Source organism: Curtobacterium sp. VKM Ac-2889 (genome assembly GCF_015350855.1).
GTDB classification, from domain to species: domain Bacteria; phylum Actinomycetota; class Actinomycetes; order Actinomycetales; family Microbacteriaceae; genus Curtobacterium; species Curtobacterium poinsettiae.
Genome location: NZ_JADKSC010000003.1, coordinates 51,868 through 68,765, shown reverse-complemented (window position 1 = coordinate 68,765; position 16,898 = coordinate 51,868). Strand labels below are relative to the sequence as shown.

The following is a 16,898-nucleotide window of genomic DNA, read 5'->3' as shown; positions in this document are numbered from 1 at the left end:
AGCGTACGGCTGCAGACCGTCATGCCCGCCCCCACCCGCCGCCGCTCGGGACGACGAGCCCCTGCAGCTGCGCCAGCGCGAGCGCGTCGGCGACGTCCGCCGTCGACATCCCGGCTCGGCGGGCGATCTCGGCTTCGGGCAGCGCACGACGGCCGAGCGCGTCGAGGACCCGGACCACCTCGGGGTCCTGCCTGCCGGACAGCAACGGCTCGTCCGGCACCGCTCCCCCACAGGTCCCGGACACCGCACGGATCGCCGCGACCGGATCGCCGGGGTGCACGACGATCTCCGCCCGCCCCTGCGCGATGAGCCGGTGGCACCCGACCGACGCCGAGGACGCGAAGGCTCCGGGCACGGCGAACACCGGCCGGCCGAGCTGCGCGGCGTGGTGAGCGGTGTTGAGCGCCCCCGACCGAGCACCGGCCTCGACCACCACCGTGACGTCGGCCAGCGCGGCGATCAGCCGGTTCCGAGCGAGGAAACGCCACCGCGTCGGTCGTGTCCCCGGTGCCGACTCGGCGAGCAGGGCGCCCTGCCGTGCCACGTTGTGGAGCAGCTGCGCGTTGCCCACCGGGTAGAGCTGGTCGATGCCACCGGCCAGGACCGCGATCGTGGGTGTTCCGGCAGCGACGGCCACGCGGTGCGCCACGGCGTCGATGCCGTAGGCGCCACCGCTGACGACGCGGAATCCGGCGTCCACCGCCGTCGAGGTGATCTCCGCGGTCGCCTCGGCACCGGCCACCGTGTTCGCCCGGGACCCCACGACCCCGAGCACCGGCGTCCCGTCGCCGAGGCGGACGCCGGGGCTGCGCGTCCACAGGACCACCGGGGCGTGCGGCCCGAGGTCGTCCAGCGACGAGGGCCACCCGTCGCTCTCCGGGACGAGCAGACCGGCGCCGACCGCACCGGCGGCCGCGAGGACGTCGCCCACCTCGACGCTGGCCAGCCGGGGCCGCCAGCGCTCCACCGCGGTCCGCAGCACCCCGAGCAGCACCGCGGGGTCCTCGGCTCCGGGGACCTCGGCCTCGACGCAGTCCCCCAGCAGCGCGTCGTGGTCGCCGTCCGCGGCGAGCAACACCCCACCGAGTGCGCGCTCCGGCCCGAGCCCGGCGAGGAGCTCGCCGGCGACGGAGTCCCCGGGTTCGACGATGGCCGACCACGCGACCCGTGCCGCGGCCTGCACCGGGTCGACCGCGGCGCCGCTGCGTCCCAGCAGGCGCGCCACGGTGTCGAGGAGCTCCGTGCCCGCCGGCATCACAGCGCGCTCCGCAGGGCCAGGGCACCCCGGATGTGCTCACCCGTGGGCCGGTCGACGGCATCGAGGTCGGCGAGCGTCCACGCCAGTCGCATCACGCGGTCCCAGCCGCGCATCGTCAGGGTGCCGAGGTCGAGTGCACGGTCGAGGTCCGCGGTCGACCCGGGTTCGATGCGCCCGTCGGCGCGGAGCCAGGTCCCGGTGACCTCGGCGTTGCGGGACCATCCCGTCCCGTGCAGCCGCTCCGCCATGCGGGCCCGCGCTGCCGCGACCGCTGCACGTGCGACCGCCGTGGTCGGCGTGCTGCCGTCCGCGGCGCGCATCCGCCCCGTCGTCACCCGGGGCACGAGCACGCGGATGTCCATGCGGTCGAGCAACGGCCCGGACATCCGCCCGAGGTACCGGCGAACGGTGCTCGGCGAGCACTCACAGGGTTGCCCGTGGGCACCACCGGCGTTCCCGCACGGGCAGGGGTTCGCCGCGAGGACGACCTGGCAGCGTGCGGGGAACTCGGCGGCGCCCGCCGCCCGGTGGACGGTGATCCGACCGGACTCGAGCGGTTGCCGGAGCGCGTCGAGCACGGCCCGGGGGAACTCCGGCGCCTCGTCGAGGAACAGGATGCCCCCGGTGGCGCGCGACACGGCCCCCGGACGCAGCACCCCCGACCCACCGCCGATGAGCGAGACCGCCGAGGCGGAGTGGTGCGGGGCTTCCCACGGTGGCTTCGTGCTCCAGGACGCGGGGCCGAGTCCGGCGACGGACCGGACCGCGGCGACCTCGAGCGCGGTCTCGTCGTCCAGGTCCGGCAGCAGCCCGGGCAGCCGCTCGGCGAGCATCGTCTTGCCGGCACCCGGCGGCCCGAGCAGCAGCGCGTGGTGTCCCCCGGCCGCCGCCGCGATCACGGCTCGGACCCCGACCGGGTTCCCCACGACGTCGGACAGCTCGGCCACGGGACGCGGCACCGACGGGATCGGGACCGGCAGCACCGGGTCGACCTCGACCTCCGGCAGGAACGCCCCGGCGTCGATGGCCGCCGCCCGCAGCGAGTCCACACCCCGGACCCGCACACCGCTGACGACACGGGCCTCGGTCAGGTTGCCGACGGGCAGCACCACGCGGTCGACACCGGCGTCGCGCGCGGCGATGAGCATCGGGATCACCCCGGGGACCGGACGCACCCGACCGTCGAGGCCGAGCTCGCCGATGTACACGACACGCTCCGAGACGTCCGGCGCGAGTCCCGCGCCGGCGAGCACCGCCATCGCGATGGCCAGGTCGAACCCGGAACCGCGCTTCGGGATCGCAGCGGGGGTCAGGTTCACGGTGATCCGACGGGCAGGCAAGGGGCACCCCGCGTTCGCCGCCGCGGATCGCACGCGTTCCCGTGCCTCGCCCAACGAGGTGTCGGGAAGCCCGATGATGCTGAACGCCGGGAGCTGACTGGTGAGGTGGGCTTCGACTTCGATGCAGCGGCCGGTGACCCCCAGCAGCGCGACCGCGGCCGCGCGGCCGATGCCGGTCACAGCACGCCTGCCAGGTGTTCCACGACGATGCGGGGTCCGTCGACGTGGACCGCGACGACGTCCACGCGGACCGCACGTGCCGAGACCTCGGGATGCGCGTCGAACCACTCGGGGACGAGCCGACGCATCCGGGTGAGCTTCGCTGCGGTGATCGCCTCGAACGGGTGCCCGGTCGCCGCACCGGACCGGGTCTTCACCTCGATGAACGCGAGCGTGCAGGAATCCCACGCGACGATGTCGATCTCCCCACGCGCACATCGCCAGTTCCGTTCGAGGACACGGAATCCCCGAGCCTCGAGCCAGACCACCGCGCGTTCTTCACCGAATCGCCCGAGTCGGCCGTTCCGGAGCGACCGCCCCGGTGGGCGTTGCACCTGTTGTTCCATGTCGTTGCCTCCACGACAACGATCTCGGGAACGAACAGCCGCATCAGTGACGATGCAGAATCTGTGGAATCAGTGCGAGCAGATTGCCACTGTGGAGGAAAGAAGAAGGACCCGGGCGATCGAGATCACCCGGGTCCTGCTGCGGCGAGCGTCAGTGCGCTGCTGCGTACGCTTCCTGCACCTGCGTCGAGATACGACCACGGGACGAGACTTCGTACCCGTTCTCCTTGGCCCACTCGCGGATCTTGCCGAGCTCTTCCGAGTTGCCGCGCTTGGGTGCGGACTTCGGGGCGGAACCGCCACCGGTCCGACGACCGGAGACCTTGCGCGCCGCGGCGACGTAATCGGAGATCGCCTCGCGGAACTTGTCGACGTTGTCGTTCGACAGGTCGATCTCGTACGACGAGCCGTCGAACGCGAATTCGACCGTCCGGCCTTCACCGGTGGTGATGGGGGAATCGTCGAGGTCGTCGACGAGCTGGACGGTGACCTTCTGTGCCATGGGGTGCTCCTGTTCGTGGGGCGGTTAAATCGCCATCAGAATAGCGCGAACAATTCCATGGCGCTTCGGATCACCGGCGATTCACCGAGAAAGCAGCAGAATGAAAAGCGACGATCACTCGTCGAGTGCGAGTTCCTTCGGCAGTTCGAGTTCCCGCGTCGTGAGCTCCTCGACATTCACGTCCTTGAACGTGAGCACGCGGACACCCTTGACGAACCGGTCGGAACGGTAGACGTCCCAGACCCAGACGTCGTTCATGGTCAGTTCGAAGTAGAAGTCGTGCTCCGTGTCACGGCGCACGAGTTCGACCTCGTTCGCCAAGTAGAAACGGCGCTCCGTCTCGACCACGTAACGGAACTGCGAGACCACGTCTCGGTACTCGCGGTACAGGGCCAGCTCGACCTCGCGGTCGTAGTCGTCGAATTCGTCCTCATCCATTGCGCCCACAGTCTACGGCGACGGACGCCCGAGCGGAGGACCGGTCAGGGCCGCGGGGGCGTCGAGTTCGTCGAACCCGTCCAGCGCGACGCTCGAGGCCTGGTGCAGCCACGACTTCCGGTGCAGGGTGTGCGCCCCGACCGTCCGGATCGCGTCGTAGTGCGCCGTCGACCCGTACCCCTTGTTCGACACCCAGCCGTAGTGCGGAGCGTCGTCGTGCGCCGTGATCATGACGGCGTCACGCGCGACCTTGGCCACCACGGACGCCGCGGCCACCGAGGCGCAGTCGCGGTCGGCCTTGACCCGCACGACGACCTCGAGCGGTTCCGTCGCCGGCCGGAGGGATGCGGGGATGGCCCTGCTCAACCAGTCGAACGAGCCGTCGAGCACGACCACTGCGCCGTCGAGGGACACCCCGTCTGCGACCAGGGAACCGAGCGCCTGCGCCCCGGCAGCACCGAGGGCGGGGACGATGCCCTGCTGGTCGACGAACTCCGCCGAGGCCATGCCGACCGCTGTCCGCGCCCAACGCTGCACGACGGGCACCAGGTCGGTCCGGCGCGCTTCGGAGAGCAGCTTCGAGTCGGCGAGCCCCTGGGGCACACGTCCGATGTCGAGCGTCACCGCGGCCACTCCGACCCCGACCGGACCGGCGATGGCGCCACGGCCGACCTCGTCCATGCCGATCACGGTCACGCGGCCCTCGGCCAGCAGCCGTTTCTCGACCCGGAGCGACGGACGGACGGCGGTCACTCGTCGCGCTCCTCCACGCCGGCGAACACCTCGGGGTGGTCGTCGAGCCAGGTCCACCGGCTCGCCGGCCAGGAGATGACGAACGCGCGGCCGGTGACGTCGGACATCGGGACGAAGCCCTTCGACGGGGTGTCGCCGTTGTACCGGGAGTCCTTCGAGTCGTTCCGGTTGTCGCCCATCACCCAGATGGTGCCCTTCGGCACGGTCACCGAGAAGTCGGTCGCCGAGGCCGGGGCACCGGCGGGCAGCTTCAGGTACGGCTCCTTGATGGGGACGCCGTTGACGGACATCTGCCCGAGGTCGTTGCAGCACGACACCTTGTCACCCGGCAGTCCGATGACGCGCTTGATGAGGTGGTCGTCGCTGTCCCCCGTGCCGAGACCGACCTGCGTCAGGGCCCAGTCGATGGCCTTGGCGGGCTGCGTGTCCGGCGTGACGTTCGGCACGTCGGAACCGGTGAGCCATCCGCCCGGGTCCTTGAAGACGACGACGTCCCCCCGCTTCAGCGCCACGGTTCCGGGAACGAGCTCGTTGACGATCACGCGGTCGTTGATCTGCAGCGTGTTCTCCATCGACGCCGACGGGATGTAGAACGACCGGATCAGGAACGTCTTCACCAGGAACGACACGAGGAGTGCCGCGATGAAGATGATGACGAGGTCGCGGAGGAATGTGAGGACACCGTTCCGTTGCTTCTCGGCACGTGGCCTGCGCCCCGAATCGTCTGTCGTGTCCGTCATTTCCGCTCTCGTTCGAACCGCTCGCTCTGCCGCAATGGGAAGAGCCCCCCGTCGATGCACAACCGTACATGGACGAGGGGCTCGCAGCGTCGTCCGGCTCGCGGACGTTCACTGTGAAGGCGATCAGGCGTCGCGCTTCTCCTTGATCTTGCGGCGAGCCGCCTTGCCGCGGAGCTCGCGCAGGTAGTAGAGCTTCGCACGACGGACGTCACCCTTGGTGACGATCTCGATGTGGTCGATGATCGGCGAGTGCACCGGGAACCAGCGCTCGACGCCGACCTGGAAGCTCACCTTGCGGACCTTGAAGGTCTCGCCGATGCCGTGGCCCTGACGGCCGATGACGACACCCTGGAAGACCTGGATACGCGAGCGCGTGCCTTCGATGATGTTGACGTGCACCTTGATGGTGTCGCCGGGACGGAAGTCCGGGACGTCGGTCCGCAGCGATGCTGCGTCGACGTTGTCGAGGAGCTGGCTCATGGTGGGTTTCACTCTCTGCGGACGCACACGGGTCGCCGCGGATAGAAGGTTCGGAAAGTGGTGGTGCGTGCCCGGTGTCGGCGACTCCCCCGTGGCAGAGTCCAGCCAGGGCACAGCGTTCAATACTGCCACAGAGAGCGCGCGAGGCAAAACGACGAGGATGGACCCATGATCGAACTCCGCACCCCCGCCGAGCTGGACGGCCTGCGTGTCGCCGGCCGGTTCGTCGCCGACGTGCTCGACGAACTGCTCGAGACGGTCGACGTCGGCGTGAACCTGCTCGACCTCGACCGCGTCGCGGCCCGGATGATCGCCGAGCGCGGGGCCGAGAGCTGCTACGTCGACTACCACCCGTCGTTCGGGATGTCGCCGTTCGGCAAGAACCTCTGCACGTCGGTCAACGACGCCGCCCTGCACGGCCTGCCGCACGACTACGCGCTGCAGGACGGCGACCTGGTGAGCCTGGACTTCGCCGCGAGCGTCGACGGTTGGGTCGCGGACTCCGCCGTCAGCGTCCAGGTCGGGACGCCGCGTGCCGAGGACCAGGCCCTGATCGCCACCGTCGAGCGGGCGCTGGCGGCCGGCATCGCCCAGGCCGCCCCCGGCAACAAGCTCGGCGACGTCTCGCACGCCATCGGACACGTCGCGCACCAGGCCGGTCACGACGTCAACCTGCAGTTCGGCGGGCACGGCGTCGGCCGCACGATGCACGGGGACCCGCACGTGCCGAACGACGGCCGTCCGGGCCGCGGGCTCAAGCTCCGGCCGGGGCTGGTCGTCGCCATCGAACCGTGGCTCATGCAGACGACCGACGAGCTCTCCCAGGACGACGACGGCTGGACCCTGCGCAGCGTCGACGGCTCGCGCGCTGCGCACGTCGAGCACACCGTGGCGGTCACCGAGGCCGGACCCGAGGTCCTGACCCTGCGTCGCGCCCAGCGCGACCAGTAGCGGGCCTGGAGGCGCGGCACCAGCTGGCACCGCGCCTCCAGTCCGTCACGCGTCGCCCCCACCCCACCGAGGCGACAGACCTCGCGGGCCGCGGACCGTCAGAACAGCGAAAGCGACAGGTGTCCGCGGATGTTCCGCGGACGTCTGTCGCTTTCCCAGGACGGGTCGCGCTACGCGTCGGGCAGCAGGTCCGGACGGACGCGCCGCGTCCGCTCCAGCTGCTGCTCGTGCCGCCAGGCACCGACGCGGGCGTGGTGCCCGCTGAGCAGGACGTCGGGGACGTCCAGGCCGCGCCACGACGCGGGCTTGGTGTACGAGGGGTACTCGAGCAGACCGTCCTCGTGGGACTCCTCGACCAGTGACTCGGGGTTGCCGACCACGCCGGGGACCAGTCGACCGACGGCCTCGATGATCGCCATCGCGGCGACCTCGCCACCGTTCAGCACGTAGTCACCGAGCGAGAGCTCGACGACGGTGGCGCGCGATGACGCCCACTCGAAGACGCGGGCGTCGATGCCCTCGTACCGCCCGCAGGCGAACACGAGGTGGTCGGACTTCGACGCGAGCGAGCGCGCGATCGACTGCGTGAAGGGGGTGCCGGCCGGCGTCGGGACCACCAGGGTCGACGAGCCGTCGGGGCGGAAGAGCGCTTCGAGCGCCTGCGCCCACGGTTCCGGCTTCATCACCATGCCAGCGCCACCGCCGTACGGGGTGTCGTCGACGGTGCGGTGCCGGTCGGTGGTCCACGACCGCAGGTCGTGCACGTGCAGGTCGAGCAGGCCGCCGGAGCGCGCCTTGCCGAGCAGGGACACGTCCAGCATGGAGAAGAACTCCGGGAAGATCGTGACGATGTCGATCCGCACGGCAGCTAGTCCGTGACCGTCTCGGGGCGCGAGGTGTCCTCGGGGTCCTCGAACAGGCCCTGCGGCGGCGTGACCGTGACCGTGCCGGCAGCGATGTCGACCGCGGGCACGATGGCGGAGACGAACGGCACGAGGACCTCGCCGCGGGTCAGCGTGTCGATCGCGAGCAGGTCCTGCGCGGGCATGTGGTCCACACGGGCGACGGTGCCGACCTCGGCGCCGTCGCGCAGGACCTTCAACCCGACGAGCTGGTGGTCGTACCAGGCGTCGTCCTCACCGGTCTCGGCGTCGGCGTCCTGCTCGACCCAGAGGATGATGCGTGCCAGGGACTCGGCGCCGGTGCGGTCGTCGATCCCGGCGAAGAACGCGACGGGGTGACCGTTGTACCAGCGGAGTTCGTCCAGCTCGAGGGTCTTGCCCGACCACGGAGAGTCGTCGGGGACCTGGAGCGTGAAGGTGGCGCCCGGGGTGAACCGACGATCCGGGTCGTCGGTGTAGAGCTCGAGCTTGATGCCGCCCTTGAGCCCGTGCGCCTTCGTGATTCGACCCACCCGGAGCTGGGTCGTCTCCCTAGGAATCGGTGTCCACCACGTCGACCCGCACGCGCTTGCCGTCGGCCAGGGCCGTGACGAGGGTGCGGAGCGCCTTGGCGGTGCGCCCGGCGCGACCGATCACGCGGCCGAGGTCCTCGGGGTGCACACGCACCTCGAGGACCTCGCCGCGTGGGGAGGTGGAGCTGGCGACGCGCACGTCGTCAGGGTGATCGACGATCCCCTTGACGAGGTGCGTCAGCGCGGATTCGAGCAAGGACTACGCCTCGGTCGTCTCGTCGGCGGTCTCGGCGTCGTCGGCCTTGGCGGCGGGAGCCGTCTTCTCCGACTTCGGCTTGAGGACGGCCTTCTTCGAGGAGTCGACCTGGAAGGCCTGCTTCGGCTCGGCCACCTTGACCTTGGACTCGGTGTCCTTCTCGCCCTTGAACTTGGCCCAGTCGCCGGTCAGCTTGAGGAGGGCCGCGACCTGCTCGGTCGGCTGCGCGCCGACGCCGAGCCAGTAGAGCGCACGCTCGGACTCGATCTTGATGACCGAGGGCTCCTCGGTGGGGTGGTACTGACCGATCTCCTCGAGGACACGACCATCGCGCTTGGTGCGCGAGTCGGCGACGACGATGCGGTAGTAGGGCGCACGGATCTTACCGAGACGCTTCAGACGGATCTTGACAGCCACAATTGCTCCTGTTTGCTTTCGTTGTGGTTGAACTGGAACCGCGGGCGTGGGGGCACACACGGCGAAAGCTCGAGAGAGATCGCTCACAGCTGGATAGAGGGTCGAGCTGCGGCGATTCGACCGTTCATTCTTGCAGATTCCCGGCCGTGATGCGAGCCGACTCGCTACGGGGCGAGGCGCCGCACCGCTTCGAGGGCTTCGGACGTCGCCCGGACCGCGTCCACGCTCCGTGCGTCCCGCGCGCCGCCGACGACGGCGTACGGCACGCCGGCGGCCTGGAGGCCCGTGGCGAGTCCGTCGGGAGCGTCACCCTCGGCGTCGCTCGCCCGCTCCTGCCCGGCGCAGACCACGACGGTGTCCGCCGGCACGCCGACCTCGTCCCCGTGCTCGTCGCGGATCCAGAGCACCCCGGGTTCGATGCGCAGGTACTCCTGCACGCCGCCGACCATCCGCACGCCGGCGTCGCGCAGCCGACCGATCGCGACCCACCGCGAGGTGATGCCGATCCCGTGGCCGAACTTGCCCGATCGGCGGAGCACCGTCACGTCCGGCCCCGGTCGGGTGGTGCGCGGTGCCGCGGGGAGCCGCTGCGGGACGTCGCCGACGAGTTCCTCGGACACGTCGAGGTCCCAGCGCGCCGCGAACCCGGCGGCCCGGACGGCCTCGTCGGGCGACTCGGTCAGGAACGCCGCGGTGTCCACCCCGATGCCGCCGCCGCCGATGATCGCGACGGTGCCCTCGGGGACGCCGTCCCGCAGCGCCCGCTCGTAGGACAGCACGTGCGGCAAGTCGCTGCCAGGGACGTCGATGCTCCGCGGGACCACCCCGGCCGCGAGCACGACGGCGTCGCTGTCGACGAGGTCCCGAGCCGTGGCCGGGCGTCCGAGGTGGATGGTCGCGCCCCGCTCCTCGAGCTCCGTGCGGGCGGACCGCACCGTGGCGGCGTAGTCCTCCTTCCCCGGGACGAGTGCGGCGAGGCCGAACTGGCCGCCGAGACGGTCGGAGGCCTCCCAGAGGGTGACCTCGTGGCCGCGGCGGGCGGCGTCCACCGCCGCGGCGAGCCCGGCCGGACCGCCGCCGACGACGTCGACGCGCTTCGGGTCGGCCGTCGGGCGTGCGGGGAACGCGACCTCGCGGCCGGCGCGGGGGTTCACCAGGCACGACACCGGCGCGCCGATGATCGACCGGTCGAGGCACGCCTGGTTGCAGCCGATGCAGGTGTTCACGAGGGCGAACCGGCCGGCCAGGGAGCGGTCGACGAGTGCGGGATCGGCCAGGAACGGTCGGGCGAGGGCGACGGCGTCGAGCAGGCCGTCGGCGAGCACCGCCTCGCCGTCCCGCAGGTCCGTCATCCGGTTCGAGGCGATCACGCGGACGTGCGGGTGCGGGGACGCGCGCACCACCCCGGCGATCCGGGACGCGTACGCCAGCCAGGCCCCGTGCGGCACCGCGGCCTGCACCGTCGGGGTGCGGGACTCGTGCCAGCCGATGCCGACCGAGATGCCGTCGAGCCCGAGCGGCAGCAGGTCGTGCACGAGTGCGTCGACCTCGTCGTCGGTCGAGGAGCCGGGCATCAGGTCGGCGCCGGACAGCCGGATCGTCACGGCGAGGTCCGGGACGGCGGTGCGCACGGCCCGGACGACCTCGATCGCGAACCGCCGGCGGCGTGCTGCGTCGCCGCCCCACTCGTCGTCGCGCAGGTTCGTCAGCGGCGACTGGAACTGGTTGATCAGGTACCCCTCGGACGCCATGATCTCCACGCCGTCGAACCCGATCGCGCGGGCGGTGCGGGCAGCGACGGCGAAGTCCTCGATGGTCCGCTCGACCTCGGCCGCCGTCAGCGCGGTCGGCACCACGCCCCGGGCGGCTGCCCACGGCAGGGCCGAGGGCGCCACGACGCGCTGCGGGTCCCCGTGCCGGTCGACCATCCCCGACGCCAGGGCGTACCGACCGGCGTGGAACAGCTGCGCCAGGATCGTCCCGCCCTCGTCGTGCACGGCCTGCACCGCGACCCGGAACCGCTCGTCGGCTCCCCCGACCCCGAACACCGCGAAGTCCGGACCACCGCGGGCCTCGTCGTTGACCGCGATGCCGCCGGTGATGATGCACGCGGCTCCGCCAGCTGCACGCTCCCGGTAGAACGCAGCCATGCCGGCACCACCGTCGTCCTGCACCTCGAGCCCGGTGTGCATCGACCCCATCACCACCCGGTTCGGCAGGTGCAGGGGCCCGAGGGTCCAGGGTGACGCCACGCGCCGGAGCGACTCCGGGACGACGGGGGCGGAAGCGACGCTGCTCATGCGCCCATTCTGCGGGGTCCGTGCGACCGGCGGACGGATCGTTGTGCGTGTCCGACAACGTTCCGGGCAGGATGGACGGCATGGACATCCGCTTCACCGAGTCCCGCCCGTCGACCATCGGCGTCGAGTGGGAACTCCCGCTGGTCGACCTGTCGACCGGCGACCTCGCGCCCCGCGCCCCCGCCGTCATCGCCGCCGTGCACGAGCGGCTCGGTGACCCCGACCGCGTCACCGAGGAGCTGCTGACCAACACGGTCGAGGTCGTGTCGAGCGTCCACGATCGGGTGGGTGCGGCGACGAGCGAGCTGTCCGGCATCATCGGCGAGGTCATCGACGCCGCCGAACCGCTCGACGCCCAGGTGATGTGCTCCGGCACGCACCCGTTCGCCGTCTGGGACCAGCAGGAGATCACCCCGGACAGCGAGCACTACACGACCCTGATCGACCGCACCCGCTGGTGGGGACGCCAGATGCTCATCTGGGGAGTGCACGTGCACGTCGGCATCGACGACCGCGACAAGGCGGTCCCGATCATGAACGCGATGCTCGCGTACGTCCCGCACCTGCAGGCGTTCACGGCGTCGAGCCCGTTCTGGGGCGGGACCGACACCGGGTACGCCTCGAACCGTGCGCTCATGTTCCAGCAGCTCCCGACCGGTGGACTCCCACCGCAGCTCGGTGCCTGGGCGAACTTCGAGGAGGTCGTGGGCGACCTCACGCACACCGGCGTCATCGACAGCGTGAAGGACCTGCGCTGGGACATCCGCCCCTCGCCCGGCTGGGGCACCCTGGAGAACCGCGTGTCCGACGGCATCTCGACCCTGCACGAGGTCGGTGCCGTCACCGCGCTGGTGCAGTGCCTGGTCACCGCGTGCTCGGACCGGCTCGACGCCGGTGAGACCCTGCCGACGATGCAGCCGTGGTTCATCCGCGAGAACAAGTGGCGCGCGGCCCGCTACGGCATGGAGGCCGAGATCATCACGAACGTCGCCGGTGACGAGCGGCTCGTGACCGACGAGGTGCACGACCTGGTGCAGCGGCTCGACCCGATCGCGGAGCGGCTCGGCTGCCAGGACGAACTGCACCACCTCGACACGATGATCGAGCGCGGCGCCTCGTACCAGCGGCAGCTGCAGGTCGCGCGCGAGAACGGCGGCGACCTGCGCGCGGTGGTCCGCCACCTGGTCACGGAGTTCCGCGACGCGCTCTGACGCACCCACCCGGACCGGGTGTACCTGGTCGAATCGGCCGTGCGATGGGAAGGAACGTCGCGACGCGACCGGACGACGGACGGGAGGCCCGGTGCCAGCTGGCTCCCCTCCCTCGCAGGCTCGGTCAGCGCGCCCCGCGTGCCGCTGGCGCGTCACGCTGAGCGGAGCGCGCCCGTCCGTCAGGTGGTCGCGATCGCGAGCCGCGTCAGCGACCCAGGAACTTCTGCAGCGACGCGAGCTCTTCCTCGGTCGGCGCCTTGGAACCCTTGGCGCCACCGAGGCCGAGGCCGGAGCCCTGCGGGGCCTGCTGCGGTGCAGCCGCGGCACCCGCCGCGAGGGCCGCGCGCTTGGCCGGGTTGCCGACCTTCGACTTCTTCTTGCCACCCTGCTGCTGCTTCTTGCCACCGTGCATGCCCGGGATCGGACCCATGCCCGGCATCTGCGGCACGCCGCCGCGGGCGACGGTCTTCATCATCTTGGCGGCCTGCTCGAACCGGTTTACCAGGGCGTTGACCTCGGTGACGGTCGATCCGGCGCCGCGCGCGATGCGCAGACGACGCGAACCGTTCAGCAGCTTCGGGAGCTCGCGCTCCTGGGGCGTCATCGACTGGATGATCGCCTCGGTGCGGACGATCTCGCGCTCGTCGAAGTTGTCGAGCGCCTCGCGCATGCCCTTGGCGCCCGGGAGCATGCCGAGCATGCCCTTGATGGAGCCGGCCTTGCGGAGCTGCTGCATCTGCTGCAGGAAGTCGTTCAGCGTGAAGTTGTCGGTCGCGATCTTGTCCGCGACCTTGCGCGCCTCTTCCTCGTCGAAGGCACCCTGCGCCTGCTCGATGAGGGACAGGATGTCGCCGAGGTCGAGGATCCGGCTCGCCATGCGGTCCGGGTGGAACGGCTCGAAGTCGTCGAGCGACTCACCCGTCGACGCGAACATGATCGGGCGGCCGGTCACGCTGGCCACCGACAGGGCAGCACCACCGCGGGCGTCACCGTCGAGCTTCGACAGGACGACACCGGTGAAGTCGACGCCTTCCTGGAACGCGCGGGCCGTGTTGACGGCGTCCTGACCGATCATCGCGTCGATGACGAACAGGACCTCGTCCGGGTCGACGGCCTTGCGGATGTTCGCGGCCTGCTTCATCAGCTCGGCGTCGACACCGAGACGACCGGCGGTGTCCACGATGACGGTGTCGTACTGCTGGTCGATCGCGGCCTTGATGGCGTTCTTGGCGACCTTGACCGGGTCGCCGACACCGTTGCCGGGCTCGGGCGCGAAGACGTGCACGCCGGCCTGCTCGCCGACGACCTGCAGCTGCTGCACGGCGTTCGGTCGCTGCAGGTCCGCCGCGACGAGCATCGGGGTGTGGCCGTCCTTCTTGAGCCACTTGCCGAGCTTGCCGGCCAGGGTCGTCTTACCGGCACCCTGCAGACCCGCGAGCATGATGACCGTCGGCGGCTTCTTCGCGAACTCGAGCCGTCGCTGCTGCCCGCCGAGGATGCCGACGAGTTCCTCGTTGACGATCTGGACGACCTGCTGCGCCGGGTTGAGCGCGCGGTTGACCTCGTCGGAGAGGGCACGCTCGCGCACCGAGGCGGTGAACGCCTTGACGACCTCGAGCGCGACGTCGGCGTCGAGGAGGGCCCGCCGGATCTCGCGGACGGTGCCGTCGACGTCGGACGGAGTCAGCCGACCCTTGCTCCGCAGATTGCGGAAGGTCTCGGTCAGCCGATCGGAGAGTGAGCCGAATTGCGCCATGATCCGTCGATTCTACAAGGCTCGCGCAGGCCGCACCGGTCCGTTCACCGCAGGAGGACACCCTCGGTCAGTTCGAGCGGTGCCCCGAGGCCCAGGTCGACGATCACCGGCGCGCTCGACGGACTCCGGTCACCGGTCGGGAACCAGCGCCGGTCGGGCGACACCAGGATCACGAGGCCGTCCACGTCGCCGACCGCGGCGAAGGACTCCCCCGGCGGGTTCGCGTAGGGCTCGAGACCGGCGCGTCGCAGGGCATCGACGGCGCCGAGGACGTCGGGGACGGGGACGCCGACCTCGCTGATGGAGACGAGCGGGACGACCGTGTTCTCGCCCGCATCTGCGGGCAGGTCCCGCCGCTCGATGAGCTCGAGGAGCTGCTCGTCGGGCCCCTCGAAGTAGACCGACCGCGAGTTCCAGTTCGGCGGCCCCTCGAACTCGTCCTGGTCATCGGCACCGAGCACCGTCGTCAGTCCGGCGATCCAGACCTTGGCCGCGTCGAACGTCCCGGTGGGGATCGTGATCGCCAGGTGCAGGGCTCCGGTCATCTCGGGCAGTTCACGGAACAGGAGGAGCGACGACCCCACGACGACGCGCACCGCGGCGTCGACGATCTCGACCGGACACCCCAGCCGTTCGTAGAACCGGGCGGTGTCGTCGAGCGATCGGGTGGCGAGCTGTACCTGGCGGATGTCCATGTCCCCATCGGACTATCTCAACCATAGTTGAGGTCAAGAGGATAGTTGTTGGACGCCGTCCAGAAACTGTCGTACGCTCGCCGCATGCCGGAACTCGAGATCGTGCACCACCCCGGGCTGCTCGACTACGCCGACGGTCTCGCTCTGCAGCGGGACCTGCACGCCGCCGTCGTCGCAGGCCGTTCCCCCGGAGCCCTCGTGCTGTGCGAGCACCCGTCCGTGTACACCGCCGGACGCCGCACCGAACCATCCGACCTGCCGACGAACGGTGCCCCCGTCGTCGACACCGACCGCGGCGGCCGCATCACCTGGCACGGCCCGGGGCAGCTCGTCGCCTACCCGATCGTCCGACTCGCCGAACCCCTCGACGTCGTCGCGTGGGTGCGCGACCTGGAGCAGGTCATCATCGACGCTGCTGCCGCCGTCGGAGTGCACGCCGAACGGGTCGCCAGGCGCAGCGGCGCATGGGTGCCGAGCGCGGACGGCTCCCCCGCCGCCAAGATCGGCGCCATCGGGCTGCACGTCGCCGAGGGCGTGACGAGCCACGGCATCGCGATCAACTGCGACAACGCCCTCGACGCCTACCGAGCGATCGTCCCGTGCGGCATTGCGGACGCCGGGGTCACGACGCTGCGCGCCGCCGCGGCGCACCTGGGGCTCGCTCCCGTGACCGTCGACGACCTCGCACCCCTGGTAGCGCACGGCGTCCAACAGGCCGTCGACGGCATGCACCGCGGCCACCGGATCAGCACGACAACCCCCAGCACCAGCACGAGCACCAGCACCGCGCCCGCCCGACAGGAGACCCTCGTATGACCCTCGCCCCCGAAGGCCGCCGCATGCTCCGGGTCGAGGCCCGGAACGCCGAGACCCCGATCGAGACGAAACCCGGGTGGATCAAGACCCGCGCCACGCAGGGCCCAGAGTTCCGCGAACTGTCCGCCCTGGTCAAGGACCAGCAGCTGCACACCGTCTGCCAGGAGGCCGGCTGCCCGAACATCTTCGAGTGCTGGGAGGACCGCGAGGCGACGTTCCTGATCGGCGGATCGCAGTGCACCCGCCGCTGCGACTTCTGCCAGATCGACACCGGCAAGCCGGAACCGCTCGACCGCGACGAGCCCCGCCGGGTCGCGGACTCCGTCATCTCGATGGGCCTGAAGTACGCGACGGTGACCGGCGTCGCACGGGACGACCTGCCCGACGGCGGCTCCTGGCTCTACGCCGAGACGATCCGGCAGATCCACGAGCACTCCCCCGGCACCGGCGTCGAGATCCTGGTGCCGGACTTCAACGGCCGGCCGGACCAGCTCGGCCAGGTGTTCGACGCCCGCCCCGAGGTCTTCGCGCACAACGTCGAGACCGTCCCGAGGATCTTCAAGCGGATCCGACCGGCGTTCACGTTCGAACGCTCCCTGGACGTCATCACCCAGGGCCGCGACGCCGGACTCGTCACGAAGTCGAACCTGATCCTCGGCATGGGCGAGGAGCGCATCGAGATCGAGGACGCCCTGCAGCGCCTGCACGACGCCGGCACGGACATCATCACGCTGACGCAGTACCTCCGCCCGTCACCGCGGCACCTGCCGGTCGCGCGCTGGGTCAGCCCTGCGGAGTTCGTCGAGCTCCGCCAGCTCGCCGAGCAGATGGGCTACGCGGGGGTCCTCGCCGGGCCGCTGGTCCGGTCGTCGTACCGGGCGGGCCGGCTGTGGGCACGGGCGACGGTGGCGCGCGGCGGCTCGGTTCCCGAGCACCTGGCCCACCTGCTCGACGCGACCCCCGGTCGCCAGGCCGTCTGACGCTCCGGGCGACGCTCCGGACAGA

The 16,898-nt window shown here is 71.0% G+C and carries 19 protein-coding genes; 4 read left to right on the top strand and 15 right to left on the bottom strand.

The genetic code is table 11. From position 1 onward, the window contains the following. Positions 1-19: 19 nt before the first annotated feature. The 8 genes from dprA to rplS form a co-directional block, all read right to left on the bottom strand. Positions 20-1,255, bottom strand: a complete 1,236-nt coding sequence (dprA, locus tag ITJ50_RS10575) for a DNA-processing protein DprA (RefSeq protein WP_071251649.1) — start codon at positions 1,253-1,255, stop codon at positions 20-22. Beyond that, complete coding sequence (locus ITJ50_RS10570) at positions 1,255-2,778, bottom strand: YifB family Mg chelatase-like AAA ATPase (protein ID WP_194590463.1); 1,524 nt, start codon at positions 2,776-2,778, stop codon at positions 1,255-1,257. Before ITJ50_RS10570 ends, dprA begins: the two co-directional genes overlap by 1 nt. Beyond that, complete coding sequence (locus tag ITJ50_RS10565; protein WP_042539661.1) at positions 2,775-3,164, bottom strand: YraN family protein; 390 nt, start codon at positions 3,162-3,164, stop codon at positions 2,775-2,777. Before ITJ50_RS10565 ends, ITJ50_RS10570 begins: the two co-directional genes overlap by 4 nt. 151 nt (positions 3,165-3,315) lie before the next feature. After that, on the bottom strand, positions 3,316-3,666 hold the full coding sequence (locus tag ITJ50_RS10560) for a histone-like nucleoid-structuring protein Lsr2 (protein ID WP_056068961.1): 351 nt from the start codon (positions 3,664-3,666) through the stop codon (positions 3,316-3,318). Between the two features lie 114 nt (positions 3,667-3,780). After that, on the bottom strand, positions 3,781-4,104 hold the full coding sequence (locus ITJ50_RS10555; protein WP_017888251.1) for a DUF2469 family protein: 324 nt from the start codon (positions 4,102-4,104) through the stop codon (positions 3,781-3,783). 12 nt (positions 4,105-4,116) lie between these two features. After that, positions 4,117-4,857, bottom strand: a complete 741-nt coding sequence (locus ITJ50_RS10550; RefSeq protein ID WP_056068963.1) for a ribonuclease HII — start codon at positions 4,855-4,857, stop codon at positions 4,117-4,119. After that, on the bottom strand, positions 4,854-5,597 hold the full coding sequence (gene lepB, locus ITJ50_RS10545; protein WP_017888253.1) for a signal peptidase I: 744 nt from the start codon (positions 5,595-5,597) through the stop codon (positions 4,854-4,856). The genes ITJ50_RS10550 and lepB overlap by 4 nt, the downstream gene beginning before the upstream one ends. A 123-nt stretch (positions 5,598-5,720) precedes the next feature. Beyond that, positions 5,721-6,077 carry a 50S ribosomal protein L19 gene (gene rplS / locus ITJ50_RS10540; protein ID WP_017888254.1) on the bottom strand — a complete coding sequence of 119 codons (357 nt, stop codon included), beginning with the start codon at positions 6,075-6,077 and terminating at the stop codon, positions 5,721-5,723. A gap of 168 nt (positions 6,078-6,245) precedes the next feature. On the opposite strand from rplS, the gene map reads away from it, so the two are divergent. Then, a complete protein-coding gene (map, locus tag ITJ50_RS10535) occupies positions 6,246-7,028 on the top strand; it encodes a type I methionyl aminopeptidase (RefSeq protein WP_017888255.1) in 783 nt (260 codons plus the stop codon). A 170-nt stretch (positions 7,029-7,198) separates the two neighbouring features. Here map and trmD read toward each other — a convergent pair whose 3' ends face one another. From trmD to ITJ50_RS10510, 5 genes are all read right to left on the bottom strand, one after another. Then, complete coding sequence (gene trmD, locus ITJ50_RS10530; RefSeq protein ID WP_194590462.1) at positions 7,199-7,891, bottom strand: tRNA (guanosine(37)-N1)-methyltransferase TrmD; 693 nt, start codon at positions 7,889-7,891, stop codon at positions 7,199-7,201. A gap of 5 nt (positions 7,892-7,896) precedes the next feature. After that, the gene (rimM, locus tag ITJ50_RS10525) at positions 7,897-8,442 is read right to left on the bottom strand and encodes a ribosome maturation factor RimM (RefSeq protein ID WP_194590461.1); all 546 of its coding nucleotides are present in this window, start codon (positions 8,440-8,442) and stop codon (positions 7,897-7,899) included. Between the two features lie 19 nt (positions 8,443-8,461). Further along, positions 8,462-8,698 (bottom strand): RNA-binding protein, encoded by a 237-nt coding sequence (locus tag ITJ50_RS10520; RefSeq protein WP_017888258.1) that lies wholly within the window; start codon positions 8,696-8,698, stop codon positions 8,462-8,464. Between the two features lie 3 nt (positions 8,699-8,701). Then, positions 8,702-9,115: a 30S ribosomal protein S16 gene (gene rpsP, locus ITJ50_RS10515; RefSeq protein WP_017888259.1), complete on the bottom strand. Its 414-nt coding sequence runs from the start codon at positions 9,113-9,115 to the stop codon at positions 8,702-8,704. 164 nt (positions 9,116-9,279) lie between these two features. Continuing rightward, complete coding sequence (locus ITJ50_RS10510; protein ID WP_194590460.1) at positions 9,280-11,415, bottom strand: FAD-dependent oxidoreductase; 2,136 nt, start codon at positions 11,413-11,415, stop codon at positions 9,280-9,282. Positions 11,416-11,486: 71 nt separating this feature from the next. On the opposite strand from ITJ50_RS10510, the gene ITJ50_RS10505 reads away from it, so the two are divergent. Continuing rightward, positions 11,487-12,626 carry a glutamate--cysteine ligase gene (locus ITJ50_RS10505; protein WP_175470751.1) on the top strand — a complete coding sequence of 380 codons (1,140 nt, stop codon included), beginning with the start codon at positions 11,487-11,489 and terminating at the stop codon, positions 12,624-12,626. A 205-nt stretch (positions 12,627-12,831) separates the two neighbouring features. On the opposite strand, the gene ffh is transcribed toward ITJ50_RS10505, so the two are convergent. Together ffh and ITJ50_RS10495 are read right to left on the bottom strand one after the other, a co-directional pair. Next, entirely contained in the window at positions 12,832-14,382 is a 1,551-nt protein-coding gene (gene ffh / locus ITJ50_RS10500; RefSeq protein WP_017888263.1) for a signal recognition particle protein, read from the bottom strand. Between the two features lie 44 nt (positions 14,383-14,426). Then, complete coding sequence (locus tag ITJ50_RS10495; RefSeq protein ID WP_194590459.1) at positions 14,427-15,077, bottom strand: hypothetical protein; 651 nt, start codon at positions 15,075-15,077, stop codon at positions 14,427-14,429. Positions 15,078-15,161: 84 nt separating this feature from the next. Between ITJ50_RS10495 and lipB the strand changes: the two genes are divergently transcribed. After that, positions 15,162-15,893 (top strand): lipoyl(octanoyl) transferase LipB, encoded by a 732-nt coding sequence (lipB, locus tag ITJ50_RS10490; RefSeq protein ID WP_194590458.1) that lies wholly within the window; start codon positions 15,162-15,164, stop codon positions 15,891-15,893. Next, on the top strand, positions 15,890-16,873 hold the full coding sequence (lipA, locus tag ITJ50_RS10485; protein ID WP_194590457.1) for a lipoyl synthase: 984 nt from the start codon (positions 15,890-15,892) through the stop codon (positions 16,871-16,873). Before lipB ends, lipA begins: the two co-directional genes overlap by 4 nt. The last annotated feature ends 25 nt before the right edge of the window (positions 16,874-16,898 follow it).

Bases quoted from the DNA above. Each gene is read 5' to 3' on its own strand.
- dprA (WP_071251649.1), bottom strand. From the start codon at position 1,255: ATGCCGGCGGGCACGGAGCTCCTCGACACCGTGGCGCGCCTGCTGGGA.
- ITJ50_RS10565 (WP_042539661.1), bottom strand. From the start codon at position 3,164: ATGGAACAACAGGTGCAACGCCCACCGGGGCGGTCGCTCCGGAACGGC.
- ITJ50_RS10560 (WP_056068961.1), bottom strand. From the start codon at position 3,666: ATGGCACAGAAGGTCACCGTCCAGCTCGTCGACGACCTCGACGATTCC.
- ITJ50_RS10555 (WP_017888251.1), bottom strand. From the start codon at position 4,104: ATGGATGAGGACGAATTCGACGACTACGACCGCGAGGTCGAGCTGGCC.
- lepB (WP_017888253.1), bottom strand. From the start codon at position 5,597: ATGACGGACACGACAGACGATTCGGGGCGCAGGCCACGTGCCGAGAAG.
- rplS (WP_017888254.1), bottom strand. From the start codon at position 6,077: ATGAGCCAGCTCCTCGACAACGTCGACGCAGCATCGCTGCGGACCGAC.
- map (WP_017888255.1), top strand. From the start codon at position 6,246: ATGATCGAACTCCGCACCCCCGCCGAGCTGGACGGCCTGCGTGTCGCC.
- ITJ50_RS10510 (WP_194590460.1), bottom strand. From the start codon at position 11,415: ATGAGCAGCGTCGCTTCCGCCCCCGTCGTCCCGGAGTCGCTCCGGCGC.
- ITJ50_RS10505 (WP_175470751.1), top strand. From the start codon at position 11,487: ATGGACGGCATGGACATCCGCTTCACCGAGTCCCGCCCGTCGACCATC.
- ffh (WP_017888263.1), bottom strand. From the start codon at position 14,382: ATGGCGCAATTCGGCTCACTCTCCGATCGGCTGACCGAGACCTTCCGC.
- ITJ50_RS10495 (WP_194590459.1), bottom strand. From the start codon at position 15,077: ATGGACATCCGCCAGGTACAGCTCGCCACCCGATCGCTCGACGACACC.
- lipB (WP_194590458.1), top strand. From the start codon at position 15,162: ATGCCGGAACTCGAGATCGTGCACCACCCCGGGCTGCTCGACTACGCC.
- lipA (WP_194590457.1), top strand. From the start codon at position 15,890: ATGACCCTCGCCCCCGAAGGCCGCCGCATGCTCCGGGTCGAGGCCCGG.